The organism is Phycicoccus sp. CSK15P-2 (genome assembly GCF_016888005.1).
Lineage (GTDB): Bacteria > Actinomycetota > Actinomycetes > Actinomycetales > Dermatophilaceae > Phycicoccus.
Map to the genome: position 1 here is coordinate 88,790 of NZ_JAFDVE010000004.1, position 14,405 is coordinate 103,194.

15 protein-coding genes, 1 tRNA gene and 1 pseudogene are annotated in these 14,405 nt (G+C 73.6%); 7 read left to right on the top strand and 10 right to left on the bottom strand.

The window, feature by feature from the left end:
* Positions 1–37: 37 nt before the first annotated feature.
* The 4 genes from JQN72_RS03295 to JQN72_RS03310 form a co-directional block, all read right to left on the bottom strand.
* Entirely contained in the window at positions 38–481 is a 444-nt protein-coding gene (locus JQN72_RS03295; RefSeq protein WP_204133737.1) for a PA2169 family four-helix-bundle protein, read from the bottom strand.
* Between the two features lie 56 nt (positions 482–537).
* Positions 538–1,017 carry a helix-turn-helix transcriptional regulator gene (locus JQN72_RS18820; protein WP_204133738.1) on the bottom strand — a complete coding sequence of 160 codons (480 nt, stop codon included), beginning with the start codon at positions 1,015–1,017 and terminating at the stop codon, positions 538–540.
* A gap of 83 nt (positions 1,018–1,100) precedes the next feature.
* Complete coding sequence (locus JQN72_RS18180) at positions 1,101–1,784, bottom strand: DUF305 domain-containing protein (protein ID WP_204133739.1); 684 nt, start codon at positions 1,782–1,784, stop codon at positions 1,101–1,103.
* Complete coding sequence (locus JQN72_RS03310) at positions 1,781–2,416, bottom strand: DUF3105 domain-containing protein (protein WP_204133740.1); 636 nt, start codon at positions 2,414–2,416, stop codon at positions 1,781–1,783. The genes JQN72_RS18180 and JQN72_RS03310 overlap by 4 nt, the downstream gene beginning before the upstream one ends.
* Before the next feature lie 226 nt (positions 2,417–2,642).
* Between JQN72_RS03310 and JQN72_RS03315 the strand changes: the two genes are divergently transcribed.
* A complete protein-coding gene (locus JQN72_RS03315) occupies positions 2,643–3,299 on the top strand; it encodes a TetR/AcrR family transcriptional regulator (RefSeq protein WP_204133741.1) in 657 nt (218 codons plus the stop codon).
* 38 nt (positions 3,300–3,337) lie between these two features.
* On the opposite strand, the gene JQN72_RS03320 is transcribed toward JQN72_RS03315, so the two are convergent.
* The gene (locus JQN72_RS03320) at positions 3,338–4,918 is read right to left on the bottom strand and encodes an FAD-dependent monooxygenase (protein ID WP_204133742.1); all 1,581 of its coding nucleotides are present in this window, start codon (positions 4,916–4,918) and stop codon (positions 3,338–3,340) included.
* Positions 4,919–5,417: 499 nt separating this feature from the next.
* Here JQN72_RS03320 and JQN72_RS03325 point away from each other — a divergent pair, with 499 nt between their 5' ends.
* Entirely contained in the window at positions 5,418–6,401 is a 984-nt protein-coding gene (locus JQN72_RS03325; RefSeq protein ID WP_204133743.1) for an ATP-binding cassette domain-containing protein, read from the top strand.
* On the top strand, positions 6,398–7,156 hold the full coding sequence (locus JQN72_RS03330; protein ID WP_204133744.1) for an ABC transporter permease: 759 nt from the start codon (positions 6,398–6,400) through the stop codon (positions 7,154–7,156). Before JQN72_RS03325 ends, JQN72_RS03330 begins: the two co-directional genes overlap by 4 nt.
* Before the next feature lie 93 nt (positions 7,157–7,249).
* Here the strand turns inward: JQN72_RS03330 and JQN72_RS03335 are convergent, their stop codons facing one another.
* The 3 genes from JQN72_RS03335 to JQN72_RS18665 form a co-directional block, all read right to left on the bottom strand.
* The gene (locus JQN72_RS03335) at positions 7,250–8,065 is read right to left on the bottom strand and encodes a DeoR/GlpR family DNA-binding transcription regulator (protein ID WP_204133745.1); all 816 of its coding nucleotides are present in this window, start codon (positions 8,063–8,065) and stop codon (positions 7,250–7,252) included.
* On the bottom strand, positions 8,065–8,661 hold the full coding sequence (locus tag JQN72_RS03340; protein WP_307812392.1) for a beta-galactosidase trimerization domain-containing protein: 597 nt from the start codon (positions 8,659–8,661) through the stop codon (positions 8,065–8,067). The genes JQN72_RS03335 and JQN72_RS03340 overlap by 1 nt, the downstream gene beginning before the upstream one ends.
* Before the next feature lie 120 nt (positions 8,662–8,781).
* Positions 8,782–10,113 (bottom strand): sensor histidine kinase, encoded by a 1,332-nt coding sequence (locus JQN72_RS18665; protein ID WP_204133747.1) that lies wholly within the window; start codon positions 10,111–10,113, stop codon positions 8,782–8,784.
* A 109-nt stretch (positions 10,114–10,222) separates the two neighbouring features.
* Here JQN72_RS18665 and JQN72_RS03350 point away from each other — a divergent pair, with 109 nt between their 5' ends.
* Positions 10,223–11,107 (top strand): ABC transporter ATP-binding protein, encoded by an 885-nt coding sequence (locus tag JQN72_RS03350; protein WP_204133748.1) that lies wholly within the window; start codon positions 10,223–10,225, stop codon positions 11,105–11,107.
* Complete coding sequence (locus tag JQN72_RS03355) at positions 11,104–11,877, top strand: hypothetical protein (protein ID WP_204133749.1); 774 nt, start codon at positions 11,104–11,106, stop codon at positions 11,875–11,877. The genes JQN72_RS03350 and JQN72_RS03355 overlap by 4 nt, the downstream gene beginning before the upstream one ends.
* Before the next feature lie 18 nt (positions 11,878–11,895).
* On the opposite strand, the gene JQN72_RS03360 is transcribed toward JQN72_RS03355, so the two are convergent.
* Positions 11,896–12,567, bottom strand: a complete 672-nt coding sequence (locus tag JQN72_RS03360; RefSeq protein ID WP_204133750.1) for a response regulator transcription factor — start codon at positions 12,565–12,567, stop codon at positions 11,896–11,898.
* Positions 12,568–12,641: 74 nt separating this feature from the next.
* On the opposite strand from JQN72_RS03360, the pseudogene JQN72_RS19030 reads away from it, so the two are divergent.
* Both JQN72_RS19030 and JQN72_RS18195 read left to right on the top strand, forming a co-directional pair.
* A pseudogene (locus tag JQN72_RS19030) lies at positions 12,642–13,547 on the top strand (acyltransferase family protein); the annotation flags it as partial.
* 154 nt (positions 13,548–13,701) lie between these two features.
* Positions 13,702–14,010 carry a hypothetical protein gene (locus tag JQN72_RS18195; protein ID WP_239100041.1) on the top strand — a complete coding sequence of 103 codons (309 nt, stop codon included), beginning with the start codon at positions 13,702–13,704 and terminating at the stop codon, positions 14,008–14,010.
* Between the two features lie 282 nt (positions 14,011–14,292).
* Here the strand turns inward: JQN72_RS18195 and JQN72_RS03370 are convergent.
* A tRNA-Arg gene (locus JQN72_RS03370) sits at positions 14,293–14,364 on the bottom strand.
* Positions 14,365–14,405: the final 41 nt, after the last annotated feature.

A 14,405-nucleotide genomic window follows, 5' to 3' on the forward strand; every position in this document is an offset into this window, starting at 1 on the left:
GGGCACCCCGGGCCACCCGACCTCCGGAGGTCGGGGCTCAGCCCGCGTCCGCGAGCGCCTTGACCTCGTCGCGGGCCGCGACGACCTCCCCGTGCTGGCGCTGCACGAGCGCGCGGAAGCCGGCGCTGAGGTCCTCCTCGAGGGCCTTCTCGTACTCGGACACCGCGTGGTCCTCGCCCTTCGCGGCGGCACCCAGCACGCCGGACGCGTCGTCGCCCGTCAGGGCGTCCTTGACGGCCAGCCAGCCGCGGTGCAGGGCGCCACCGGCGGACCCGCTCTCGTCGACGTCGTCGCCGTAGTCGTGCCCCATGTCGACGATCTCGCGGGCGAACGTGGCGCGCTGGTCGGACAGGCGCTGCATCGTCGCGGCCCACTGCGGGTGGTCGCTGTCGCGCAGCTTCTCGGCGGCACTGGCGAACCCTGCACGGCCGTCCTTGAGCGTCTCCACGAGGTCCTTTGCGGCCTTCTCGTCGGCAGACATCGTTCTCCTTCTGTCGTCGGATGTGACCCCGACGTCCTACCCGGTGGGAGTGCCTCTCACGCACGCTCACCGTGGACGAGGTCGTCACCGAGCGGCGTCCGCCAGTAGAGGACCTCCCGACCGGACCGCCGCCTGACGACCAGACCGGTACCGCGGAGGACCGCGAGGTGGTTCCCGACGGAGCCGAGGGGGAGCCCGGTCCGTGCGGCGAGCTGGGTCGGCGACGTGGGGGCGACCAGGAGGCGCAGGAGCCCGGCGCGGTTGCCGCCGACGAGCCGGTCCAGCCCGGTGGTGACGTGCGCGGGCTCGACGATGCCGGTACCCGTGGCGGGGTAGGTGATCGCGAAGCGGTGGGCCGGCAGGTCCCAGAGCACGAGACCCCGGCCCTGCTGGACCGGGTGGAACGCGAGGGACGCCTCGGCGAGGTCCTTCGGCGGCACGTCGTGCGCCGTCGCGTCGCTCGCCGTGACGCTCACGACGATGGCAACGGTCCGGCGCTCCTTCGACGTGACGAACGAGGAACTCTCGGGGCCCACGGGTTCCGCGGAGTCAGGGCCATCCCGCCGGCTCAGGGGGCTATAGCGCCATGACTGCGCGGGATGGCCCTGACCCCGGAGAGTCACTCGCGGTCGGCGAGCATCGTCTCCATCAGGGTGATCTCCGTCGTCTGCGCCCGGTCGATCGCGTCGGCGAGCGTACGCACCTCGTCGGTCGTGGCGTCCGCCAGAGCGGCCTTCGCCATGTCGACCCCGCCCTCGTGGTGAGCGATCATGAGCCGCAGGAAGATCCGTTCCGCCGCCACCCCGCGAGCGGCACGTAGCTCGTCCAGCTGGGCATCCGTCGCCATTCCCGGCATCTCGTCGGCCTCACCGTGGGCGGCGTGCTCACCACCGACCCAGGCCATGGGTGCCCGGGGTCCGGTCTGGGGCAGGTCCCACTGGACGAGCCAGCCGTACATCTGGCCTGCCTGCTGCTGCTGGCTCGTGATGATGTCGAAGGCGAGCGTGCGCACCGCGGGGTCGTCGGTGCGGTCCCGGACGAGGAAGCCCATCTCGACGGCCTGCCGGTGATGGGTCTGCATGTCCCGCGCGAAGCCGGCGTCGACCCCGGTGTCAGGGACCGAGGAGCCGTCCGTCCCGCGCAGGACGAGGACTGCGCCCAGGGCACCGATGACGAGGGCCGCCACGGCGGTACCGACGAGCACGGCCGCCGACGGCCCGGCGCCGCGCCGGTCGCCGACGTGACCGTCGTTCTGCCACTCGTCCTGGGAGGAGGCCGCGGTGAGGCCGGGGTCCTCCGTCACGGGGCGGGCTCGTCCATCCCGGCGCCGTCGGTACTCGTGCCGTCGCTGCCGCCGGTGCAGGCCGCACCGGGCTCGGGGGTCTGCGGGCCCTGCCGGTACTCGCGGACGAACTCGGCGAGCCGGGGGTCGTCCACGCCCTCGAGCCGGAGCTGGTGGCCCCAGGCGGAGGCGACGACGGGCGAGGGCAGGTCCTCGTACGGCGAGACGACCATGTACTCGTCGGGCACGCTCTCGACGAGCTGCTCGACCTGGTCCGCCGGGAGGTCGGGGCGGTAGGTGACCCACACCGCGCCGTGCTCGAGGGCATGGACGGCCATCTCGTTGGGGACCGGCTCGTCGTAGACGCCGCAGTTGAGCCAGACGGGGTTGTGGTCCCCGCCCACCGGCGGGGACTGCTCGTAGGTCACCGGGGTGGTGACGTGGTTCGCGGTGACCTCGTAGGTCTGCACGGCGTCCAGGGTGGGGCGGTCGGCGACGTCGCGGGCGATGGTGACTCCCACGACCCCGACGATGGCGAGGATGACGACGGCGACGCCGCCGACCCACAACGCGCGCGCTCGGCGCTCCTTGGCGCGCTGCTGCTTCTTCAGCTCCTCGAGACGGGCTCGGGAGGGACGGGAGCTCGGGGCCACGGGGGACTCCTGGGTGGTCTCGGGTCGGGATCGTAGGTGTCAGCGAACCAGCGCTGCCGGGAGTTCCGGCGGTGTGCGGACCACGCCAGGGTACCCGGAGCCATATACCCCTATGGGGTACCTGCTGCCGGCCCGCCGAGGACCTCGGGGTCTCGACGGCGCCGGGGGCTACCGCATCGAGGGCTGAGCCTCTTCACCCGGGCCCGGCCTCGCCTACGCTGAGGCGGTGGTCCGGTCCATCGCAGCAGTGCAGACGCCGGGGCGCCGGCTGCGCTCGGAGGCCAAGCGGGCCGCCGTCCTGGACGCAGCCCGGGCGCTCTTCCTCGCCGTGGGGTACGACCGCACCACCGTCGACGACGTCGCGGCGTCGGCCGGAGTCTCCAAGCGCACGGTCTACGACCACTTCGGCGACAAGCGCACGATCTACCTGCGGGTCGTCGACCGCGTGGGTGAGGCCCTGTCGCTCGCCGTCCGCTCCGCCATCGACGAGGAGATCGTCACCGGTCGGCCGGTGCGGGAGGCGCTCGGCGCCTTCGCCCGGCGCATCGCGACCCAGACCCTCTCGTCCTCCGACTACGTCGCCTACCGGCGTCTCGTGGCGCAGCGCCCACCGGGCACCGTGCCCGCGGCGGTGGTCCGCGACGGTCCCGAGCGGATGCTCGAGACCCGCTTCGCCGAGCTCGCGGTCGCCGGCGAGCTCAGCGCGCCGGACCCGGGCGTGGCTGCCCGGCACTTCGTCGCCCTGACGATCGGCCTCGCCCGCGAGGGCATGGACGAGCACGGCGGCGCGGAGCCCGACCCTCGAGACGTCGTGGAGGTCGTCGACGCCGGGGTCGAGGCCTTCCTCCGGGCGTACGGCCCGCCGGGGTCGGCCGCGCCCTGAGCGGGCGGGGGGTGCCCCCGGCGGGCCGCGGTGGTCGCTCAGGCGACGTCTGCGGGCCGGAACGTCGAGAGGTGGCCGACGAGACCGAGCTCCTGGGAGGCGGGCACCCGAGCCGCGACGTAGCCGTCGGGACGGACCAGGACCAGCTCCTCCGGACGTGGTGCGTACCCGCGCCGGACCTCGCCGCGGGTGTCCCGGAGGGTGCCAGTCCCGTCCTCGGTGAAGCGCAGCACCCGCAGGTGCCCCTCCCCGGCCCCGTCGAGCAGCAGCGGCCCGGCGTGGTCGAAGACGAGCAAGGTCCAGTGTGACCCGCGGAGCAGGTCGAACATGCGCCCCTCGAAGAAGTGGCCGTGGTCGTCCACACCGACGATGCCCGAGGCGTCGGGGGCGCGGCTCCCCGCCGGGAGGACCGTGTTCGGCATGCTGCCGCGGTAGGTGAGCGTGCTGTCCGGGTAGGCCACCGGCAGGCCGGAGGTGAGGTCGTCCGACAGCGAGCCCAGCGTCGCCGAGAGCCGGCCTGCCCCGTCGGTGCCCGCCCGGCTGGTGAGGCTCATCTTCCCGGCACTGTCGTCGAGCACGGCGCGAGCGACCGGCGCACGCTCCTCGCTGTACGAGAGCAGAAGGCGAGGGTCCGCGCCGCGCAGCACGGTGGAGAGCTTCCACGCGAGGTTGTAGCCGTCCTGGATGCCGGTGTTCATGCCCTGCCCGCCGGCCGGCGGGTGGACGTGGGCGGCGTCCCCGGCGAAGAGGACCGGCCCCGCGCCGTAGGACTCCAGCATCCGCACGTTCGTGCGGTAGACGGAGAGCCAGGTCGCGTCGCTGAGCGTCACCGTGCCGGCTCCCGCCCGCTCGTCGAGCATCCGCTGGTAGTGCTCACGTGACGGCACGTCCGGCTCGGTCACGTCCTCGGGGATCGGCGCCTGGAACTGCCAGAGGTCCGTGCCGGGAAGCGGGGTCAGGCCGACCATGCCGTCCGGGTTCGGCCACACGTGCATCGCGCCACGGTCGAGGGTGCCCTCGGTGCGCACGTCGCCCAGGTACCAGCGCTCGGCCTCGTTCGTGCGCCCGGGGAGCTCGAGGCCGAGGAGCTCGCGGACGGTCGACCGGCCGCCGTCGCAGGCGACGACGTAGCGGGCCCGGATCCGGGTGGGGTGGCCGTCGACCCAGAGGTCGACGTCGACGCCGTCGGCGTCGACCCGCAGCCCGGTGACCTCGCTGCCGAGCTCGACCTCGACGCCGGAGAAGGCGAGCCGGTCACGCAGCGCGGCCTCGACGTCGAACTGCCCGATCCACAGCGGGTCGGGGTAGGGGACGCCGACCGGGTCGGTGACCCGGATGCTGATGCCGGGCCGTTCGGTGACCGACCCGTCGTCCTCGTGGACGTGCATCGGCAGGTCGACGACGCCCTGGGCCAGGACGTGGTCGGCGGCGTCCAGGTCGTCCAGCACCTCGAGGGCCCTGGGCTGGATCGTCTTGGCCTTCGAGGCGGTGTTGTACTCGGGCGTGCGGTCCACGACGCGGCACTGCACGCCGTCGCGCGCGAGGCCGCAGGCCAGCGTCAGCCCGGTGGGGCCGGCGCCGACCACGAGGACGTCGATCCGGTCGATGTGCCTGGTCATCTCATCTCCTGGGGGTCGGGTCGTCCGATGGCTCGGAGGACGGTCCTGCATGCGGGGTCGTGGAGGGTCCGGTGGAGCTGGTCCGTCCCGTCGCCCGCGGAGTCGGCAAGGGAGCTGCCAACCACAGAAAGCACACTAAAAAGTGTGCTTTCGGGTGGGCTGCAGATCGGCTGGGCTTCTGCTGGGGACCAGCGGCCGGTGTGACGCCCCGGGGTGCAGCGGCCGGGCGTTGTGCCCTCAGCCGGGTTCCTCGACGGGGCGCTGTTCGACGGCGTGCTCCTCGACCGACCGCGAGCCGGTGAGCGTGTGCGCTCCCCAGGCGGCCAGGAGGCCGACGAGGACGGCCAGGACCACGAACGTGACCCGCTCGCCGGAGGTCCCGGCACCGCCGGGCGGCTGAGGCGACGAGCGGCCGTCGTTCCCCAGCGAACCTGCAGGAACGCTCCAGCCGACAAGAAACCACACCTCATAGTGTGGTTTCTTTCGGAAGGAGCCCACCATGACCAACACGGCCACCCAGGCCTCGCCCCGCCCCCTCGCGCCGCACCCCGGTTCGGGGAGCGGCCATGTCAACGACATCCGGGCCCGAGGGCTGACGAAGCGCTACGGCCGCAGGACCGTGGTCGACGACCTGTCCTTCCGGGCCCGACCCGGCGTCGTCACGGGGTTCCTCGGCCCCAACGGCGCGGGCAAGAGCACGACCCTGCGGATGCTGCTCGGCCTGGCCGCCCCCTCCGCGGGCGACATCCTCGTCGGCGGCACCACGGTCGGCCGGCTCGCCGACCCGGCCCGCACCATCGGCGCCCTCCTCGACGCCCGCGCCCTGCACCCGCGGCGTACCGCCGCCGACCACCTCCTCGCGTTCGCCGCCGCGGCCGGGCTCGGCCGCGCTCGGGTCGACGAGGTCCTGGGCCTCGTCGGTCTCGACGCCATGGGAGGTCGCCGGGCCGGGGAGCTCTCCCTCGGCATGCAGCAGCGGCTCGGGATCGCCACGGCGCTCCTGGGCGATCCCGGCGTCCTCGTCCTCGACGAGCCTCTCAACGGTCTGGACCCCGACGGCATCCGCTGGCTGCGCACCCTGATGCGCGGTCTCGCCGCCGAGGGGCGCACCGTCCTGTTCTCCAGCCACCTGATGTCCGAGATGGAGCTCACCGCGCACGACCTCGTGGTCATCGGGCGGGGCCGGCTCATCGCAGAGTCGCCGCTCGAGGAGCTCATCCGCACGCACACCCACCCACAGGTCGTCGTCCGGACCCCCGACCCGGCGGACCTCGCCCGGGCCCTGGAGCGCGCGGGCCTACGGTACGAGCGGCCCTCCGACGGAGGATTCCTCCTCGCCGGCCTCGACACCTCGACGGTCGGGCGGGTCGCCGCCGCCGAGGGCATCCCGCTCGACGAGCTCGCCGCGGTCCGGGAGTCCCTCGAGGACGTCTTCCTCCGGCTGACCGACGACGCGGCCGACCACGAGGGCGGCCGGCGATGAACGCCGTCCGGTTCGAGTGGGTCAAGCTCCGCAGCCTGCGCAGCTCGTGGCTGACGGTCGCGGCCACCGTCCTCTCCGCGGCGGCGCTGGGCGTCCTCGGCATCTCCGACGTGCTCGGCTCCTCGCCCGCCGAGCTGCCTGCGGACTGGGACCCCACGGCGGTCGGCTTCAAGGGGTTCCTGTTCGCCCAGCTGCTCATCGGCATGCTGGGCGCCCTCACCATCGCGCCCGAGTACGCCAGCGGCGTCATCGCGGGCAGTCTCGTCGTCGTCCCGTCCCGGACCCGCCTGCTGGCCGCGAAGGCCGTCGTGGTGGGCTGCGTGGCGGCCGCCACGGCACTGGCCACCACGCTGGTCAGCTTCGGCGTGGTCCAGGCCCTCCTCGCCGCCGACGGTCTCCCGGCCGCCTCGCTCGGCGACCCAGGTGTCCTGCGAGCGCTCGCCGGCGGCACCTTCTACCTCACGGCGGTCGGCCTCGGAGGTCTCGCCGTCGGGGTCGTGGCCCGGTCGGCAACGACGAGCCTGGCTGCACTCGTCGGCGCCCTCCTGCTCTTTCCCGCCCTGGCACCCGGCATCGTCGGCGAGTCGCTCGCGCCGTACTGGCCGGTCACCGCGGCGCAGTCGGCCTATGCCACCGTGCAGGTCGCGGGTACAGCCACTGCGACGGTCGGCGTGCTCCTGCTCACCTGGCAGGTGGTCGGCCTGAGCCTGGCCGGGTACATCGCCTTCCGGCGGCGCGACGTCCACGAGGCGTGAGACGGCTCCACCGGCCGGTGCGGCGGGTGGCCGAGCGACGTGACACGGCGGTGCGAGCCCGGACGGACGATACGGCGGGCGTGCACCCCGGTGTCACCCGGCGTTGTCCGCGCGGGACGACGCCGAGGGCCCTCCGGTGGGCTCGGCGCGGACGAGGTGCATCACCGACTCCTCGAGCACGGCCCGGTCCTTGGCCGAGACACCCGAGTCCGTGATGAGGGTGTCGACCTCGGACAGGCCCATGAAGGTGGACAGCCCGATGATGCCCACCTTCGTGTGGTCCGCGAGCACGCACACCGTGCGTGCCGACCGCACGAGGGCGCGGTTCGTCTCGGCCTCGACCAGGTTGGGTGTCGTGAGGCCCGCCCACCGGTCGATGCCGTGGGCGCCGAGGAAGAGCCGGTCGACGTGCAGCCCGCCCAGGGCCGTGACGGCGACCGGGCCCACGAGCGCGTCGGACGGCGTGCGGACCCCGCCCGTCAGCACGACGACGTGACCCGCCGCGGCGGACTCGTGGAGCAGCTGCGCGACGGGCACCGAGTTCGTGACGACGGTCAGCTGCGGGACCGCACGCAGGACGCGGGCCAGCTCGTAGGTCGTCGTGCCCGCGGAGATGCCGATGGTGGCGCCCGGCTGCACGAGCCTGGCGGCCTCTGCGGCGACGGCCTGCTTCTCGGCCGTCATCAGGGTCGACTTCACCGAGAAGCCCGGCTCGTCCGCTGCGCGTGGGGCGGCCGCGACCGCTCCGCCGTGCACCCGCTCGAGAAGCCCTTCGCCGTCGAGGCGCTCGATGTCCCGCCGGACCGTCATGTCCGACACCCCAAGCCGTTCGACGAGCTCGGAGACCCGGGCGGCGCCGTGCTCCTCGACGATCGCGACGATGGCGGCGCGGCGCTGGCTCGCGAGCATCATCCCTCCCGGACGACGGCTGCGGAGCGGGCCGGGACGGTGGCCACCGGCCCGATGTCGGTGCGCGAGACGAGGTCGTGCCCGCTCACGGCCACCTCGCAGTCCGCGTCGGTGTGGTTGAGGACGAACAGCCACGAGCCGGTGGCGGAACGCCGCCGGGTCACCTCGACCCCGGGTGGGACCTCGGCCGCGGGAGCGACCCCGGCCTCGACGAGGACCCGGTCCAGCAGGGCCCCGAGGGTGGCGTCGTCGGGCAGGGTGCCGAGGTACCACGCGGCGCCCGAGCCCACCGGCCGTCGCGTCACGGCCGGATGCGACGCGAGGGGCCCCGAGGTGTAGGAGTGCAGGACCTCGACGTCGTCCTCCACGCGGGCGTGCTCGGACCAGATGCGCCCGGACCCGGCGTCGTCCAGGGCCACCTCCTCGCCGGCGCGGAGCGGGAAGAGCTCCGGCCGTGTCCTCGGCGAGGCCGGGCTGCCGCTGCCGGTGCTCGCACCGGCACAGGGGCTCCTCCTGCACCTCGAGGCCGTACCAGCCCGCTGAACGGACCGCGACGGGCCTCCGGAGAACCCCTGTGTCGCTCGTCCGAGCGACACAGCTGCCTGGACGCGCAGTGGGTCGCGTGCACCGCGGTCTCGGTCACCGTCGTCGTCCCGGGTCCGAGATGGTCGGTGGTGGTCCGACGTGCGGTCGTCACCGCAGGGCGACGTCGGGCGTCACGGTTGTCCGGGGTCGACGGCACGCATCACCACGAGGACCAGGCCGAGTGCCAGCGGGGCCCAGAAGGCGGCCAGAACGCCACGCTGGAGCTGCCGTCGTGCTGCGGTCCGGGCTTCCCTGGCGGGCAGGGGCGCAGCGGCCGGTGCCGGTGCCGGTCGGGGGGTGACCGGGATCCGTGCCCGGACGGCGAAGCCGCCGGTGACGGGGGTCGCGGTCATCGTGCCGCCTGCGAGCCGTACGCGTTCGTCGATGCCGATGAGCCCGTGACCCATGCTGCCGAGGGCTCGGGTCGGCGGGGCCTTCCTCGGTGGGACGCCGTTGACGACCGTCACGGTGAGGTGACCCCGGGTCTCGTCGAGCCGCTGCGTGACAGTCACCGGGGCTCCGGGCGCGTGACGCGCGGCGTTCGTCAAGGCCTCCTGCACGACGCGGTAGGCCGCTCGCCGGCCGGCTTCCGGAACGGCGACCGGCGGGCGGGACGGCGCGTCGTCGAGCACGACCGGCATCCCCGACTCCGCGGCGCGGCGGACCAGCGCTGCGACGGAGTCGTCGGCCGGGAGGACGGACGGCTGTCCGTCGTCCTCGCGGAGCACGCCGACGATGTCCCGCATCCGTTCGGTGGCCGCGGCAGCGGCCCGGCGTAGCTCCCCGGCGGACCGGTGGCCTCGCGCTCCGACGTCCGAGGAGACCTCCAGAGCAGCGGCGCGCACCGCGATGAGGCTGAGCTCGTGCCCGAGCGAGTCGTGCATGTCGGCGGCGATGCGCGCGCGTTCCCGTAGCCGGACCTGCTCGGCGACGACCTCGCGTTCGTGGTCGAGCCGTTCTGCCAGCTCCCATCCGCTCCGGAGCAGCTCTGCGTACTGGCGCACGTACTGCCCCGCCGTCCACGGGAGCGCTGCCTGCAACAGCAGCGAACCCGCCAGCTCGAGCCAGCCCTCGACCGAGCCGCCGCCCACGGCGACCGCGTGGAGCAGGGCGACCAGGACGAGAAAGCCGGCGAGCTGCACCGCGGCCCGTGAACCCGTGGTGCGACGACCCAGCAGGAACGCGAACACCGGCTCGGCCAGGAGGAGCTCCTCGCTGTAGAGCTGCCCGGTCAGGACCAGCGCGTAGGCCGCAGGCAGCAGGGCGGCCGCCAGGGGCGCGCGGCGTGCCAACGGCACCGCGGCGGCGAGGAGCACCAGCGCGCCGACCCGGAACGTGCCCGCCGAGACGGCCGAGTCCTCGGGGAGCGGTTCGGACGCGAGCACCACCGGGAGGGCGACGGTCACCCACACCGCGAGGTCGACCGCGGGTGCCCGCCTCATCAGGCCGCGGAGACGTTCCACGATGGCTACGCTACGCATCATCGAGCCGCGGAACACCGACGAAGGTCAGTACCGGGTCGTGACGATCGTCGGCTGAGGAGGGCGTGCGTCCTCCGTAGCGTCCTCGTCCGTGATCCGACTGGTCGACCTCACCAAACGCTACGGCGACAAGACTGCCGTCGACCGCCTGAGCCTCGAGCTCGAGCCCGGTACCGTCACGGCGTTCCTCGGCCCCAACGGTGCCGGGAAGTCCACGACGATGCGGATGGTTCTCGGGCTCGACGCGCCGACCTCCGGGACGGCCCACGTGGCCGGTCGCCCCTATGTCGAGCTCGAGCAGCCGTTGCGCACCGTCGGCGCGTTGCTCGATGCCCGAGCCGTCCATCCGGCGCGCTCGGGACGTGACCACCTGAGAGCCATGGCGCTGTCCCAGCGCATCCCGGTCGCCCGGGTCGATGAGGTGCTCGCCCTGACCGGCATGACCGAGGCCGCTCGGCGTCGGGCCGGGACGTACTCGCTGGGGATGGGTCAGCGGCTCGGGATTGCCGGTGCGCTCCTGGGGGATCCCGAGGTCGTGATGCTCGACGAGCCCGTCAACGGGCTCGACCCCGACGGCGTGCGCTGGATCCGGGGGCTGCTGCGCTCGCTGGCGGCCGAGGGGCGGACGGTCTTCATCTGCTCGCACCTGATGTCCGAGGTGCAGCAGACCGCAGACCGGCTGGTCGTGGTCGGCAGGGGTCGGCTCGTCGCGGACGAGCCGATGTCGGCCCTGCTCGCGGGCCGGGGGACCCGTGTGCGCGGCCCCGACCTGCGGCAGCTCACCGGGGCCTTCGCGGATGCGACCTGGTCCGGTGCCGAGGAGCTGTCGATCCCCGGCGTCACACCCGAGCGGGTGGGTGCCGTCGCTCACGAGCTCGGTGTGCTCCTGCACGAGCTGACCGCGATCGAACCGACTCTGGAGGAGTCCTACATGCGCCTGACCGCTGACAGCGTCGAGTACGGAGCAGAAGCATGAAGGCTCCGACCGCTGCGACCGGCCCGCCGCCGGCGGCGACCACGATGTCGACGGCCGCCGCCGAGCTGCTCAAGGTCCGGACGCTGCGGTCCACCTGGTGGTTCTGCGGCGGCTCGGCGGCGTTGCTGGTCCTCGTGGCGTTGCTCGAGACGGACGACGGCGATCCCGGCACCGTGCAGTCCGTCGTGGTGGTGACCGGTGGTGTCCTGTACTTCGTCCAGTACGTGCTCGCGGCCTTCGCCATGCTGATGATGACCGCGGAGTTCGCCTCGCGCAGCATCACCGTGTCGGTCGTCTGTACGCCGGTGCGGTCCCGGGTCGTGGTGGCCAAGGCGCTGGTCGCGGCCGGAACGGTTTCCGGGCTCGGGTTGGCCGTCGTGACGGTGGCGGTGCTCGTCGCGGCCGCGCGCTTCGGAGAGCTCGGCGATCTGGGGGTCTCGCAGCTGCGCGACGTCGCGGCGTTGGCCGCCTACCTCGGAGCCGTCGCCGTGGTCGCGTCGGGGATCGGGGGCGTCCTGCGCCGTACGGCCGGGGGAATGGCGGTCCTGGTGCTCCTGCTCCTCGTGGTACCCGAGCTCCTCCAGCTGGGCGCGGAACGTCTCACCGGGTCGGCCCTGGGGGAGGTCTTGGCCGCGGTGGGGGACCACACACCGGCACCGGCCGGGTACCGGTTCCTCGCGGGCGAATGGGCCGACGGCCTCGTGCTCGTCGGCTGGGCGGCCGCCGCCGTCGTCGCGAGCATCGTCGTCCTGGGCCGCCGCGACGTGTGACCCGGGCCGCGGGACGGGTCAGTGCTCCTCGGCCGTGTCCTCGGGGACGAGTCCCGCCTCGTGGGCGAGCACCGCCGCCTGGACTCGGTTGCTCACACCGAGCCGGCCCATCAACGAGCTGACGTAGGCCTTCACCGTGCCCTCGACGAGATGGAGCCGTCGCCCGATCTGGGCGTTGGACAGACCCGCGCCCACCAGTGCCAGCACGTCACGCTCCCGGGGCGTGAGCGCCTCGAGGCGCTCCCGTGACGCGATCTGGCGGGACCAGCGGCTGCCGCGCACCTCTTGGATGACGCGGTGAGCCACGGTCGGCGAGAGGTACGACGCGCCCTCGTGTGCGGTGCGCACGGCAGCCATCAGCTCGTACGGGTCCCCGGACTTGAGGAGAAAACCACTCACGCCGCTCTCGAGGGCCCGCGCGACGTACTCGTCCTCCGAGAACGTCGTCAGCATCACCACCGCCGTCTCGGGGAGGACGCGTCGCAGCTCCTCCGCAGCCGACAGCCCGTCGAGGACCGGCATCCGGATGTCGAGCAGCACGACGTCCGGCCGGTGCGCTCGGGCGACCGTCACCGCCTCCCGCCCGTCGGCCGCCTCGGCCACCACGTCGATGTCCGGGGCCGAGGCGAGGATGGCCTGTACACCGGCCCGGATCATCGCCTCGTCATCGGCCAGCACGACGCGGATCACCTGGCCGACGATACCCAGGCCCCACCTGCCGGCGGGCGCGCGAGGGTGGCGGGCACCCGCACCAGCGACGACCCATGACTCCCCGCACGGTGCCGCGCACCCCGTCTCCCCGTCTCCTGGTCGTCACCGGCACGTCATGTCCGGTCCCGTTCCGCGTCATCGGGCTGCCGTGGGATGAGGGGGTGGCTTCCGCTGGACGTGCCCCGGCCGGGCGACGTGACGACATCGAGGGCCTCCGTGCGCTCGCGGTGCTGCTCGTCGTCACCTACCACGTGTGGCTGGGGCGGGTCTCCGGCGGTGTGGACGTGTTCCTCTTCCTCTCCGCGTTCTTCCTCACCGGCGGCCTGGTCCGCCGGCTGGAGCGAGAGGAACGCGTGGACCTGCGTCGGTACTGGCTCCGGATCTTCCAGCGGCTGCTGCCGGCGGCGGCCGTGGTCGTGGCCGCCACCGTGGTCGCCGTGTGGCTCCTGCTGCCGGCGACCCGGTGGCGCGCGGTGCTCGTCGACGCGGCCGGGTCCACGGCGTACGTCGAGAACTGGGTGCTCGCCCAGCGCGCGGTCGACTACTACGCGGCCGACAAGGGCGCGGCGAGCCCGCTCCAGCACATGTGGTCGCTGTCGGTCCAGGGGCAGGTGTTCCTCCTCTGGCCGGTCCTGCTCGTCCTTCTCGCGGTCCTCGCCCGGCGGACCCGGGTCCCCGTCCGGGCCGCGGTGGGTGCCGGGCTCGGAGCCGTCGCCGCCGCGTCGTTCTGGTACGCGGTGGCGACCGTCGGGACCCGCCAGTCGTTCGCCTACTTCGACACCGGGGCCCGGCTGTGGGAGTTCGCCCTCGGTGGTCTGCTCGCACTCGTCGTCACGCGGGTCCGGGTGTCCGCGGTCGTGGCGGTGCCGCTGGGGTGGGCCGGCGTCGCCGGGCTGCTGTCCTGCGGCCTCCTGCTCGACGTGACGCGCTCCTTCCCGGGTCTGCCCGCCCTGTGGCCGCTGGCCGCGGCGGCCGCCGTCGTGCTCACCGGCACGGCCCCGTCGCGCTGGGGGGTGGGGCGCGTCCTGTCCGCCGCGCGCTCGATGCCGTCGGGGTGCCCGACCCACGCCTCTTCGTCCGCGGCGACGAGGTGGAGGTGCACCGGCGCGTCTCGTGCGCAGCGGGCTCGGGTACGGGACATGCCTCGACGCCGGCTACCTCCATCCCTCCGGCATGGCGGACGTGCGGCGGGTCCTCGGAGGCCGCGTGCCGGTCTACGTCCCCGCCGACCCCGAGCGCGCCGCCATCACGTACCGCAACCTCGGGTACCTGACGAGCCGCCCCGGACTGCGCTGGCGGCGGCTGCCGGACGAGGCCCGCTACGCCTGGTTCCACCTGGTCGAGGCCCGCGACTACGAGGGATGGCGGGCGTGGCGCCGGCTCAGCCGCGCTGGCCGGCGCGAGCGGTTCGTCGCGAGCTGAGCGGCGCCGGACGGGGTTCGGAGGCTGGTGGGACGGGCTGCGCGTCGAAAGGTCGTCGCCGTCCGGATGGTCCCGTCGGCCCCGTCCCAGCCCGCGCCGGCGCGCGTTCGGGTTCGGTGCCCCCGCCGGCGCTCTCACTCCGTTCGAGCGCCTGTTACCTCTGCCGAGGCCCCGCCCCCGGCAGGACCCGCAGTACGAGCCGGTTCGTTCCTCACCGCCCGGTATTGCTCCCGTCATCCGCCCGGGGGCACTCACTCGCGCTCGCGAGCTCGCGCGAGTGAGTGCCCCCGGCAGGATTCGAACCTGCGACACCTTCTTTAGGAGAGAAGTGCTCTTCCCCTGAGCTACGAGGGCGGGAAAGACCGCGGACCAGCCTACGGGACGACGACCTCCGC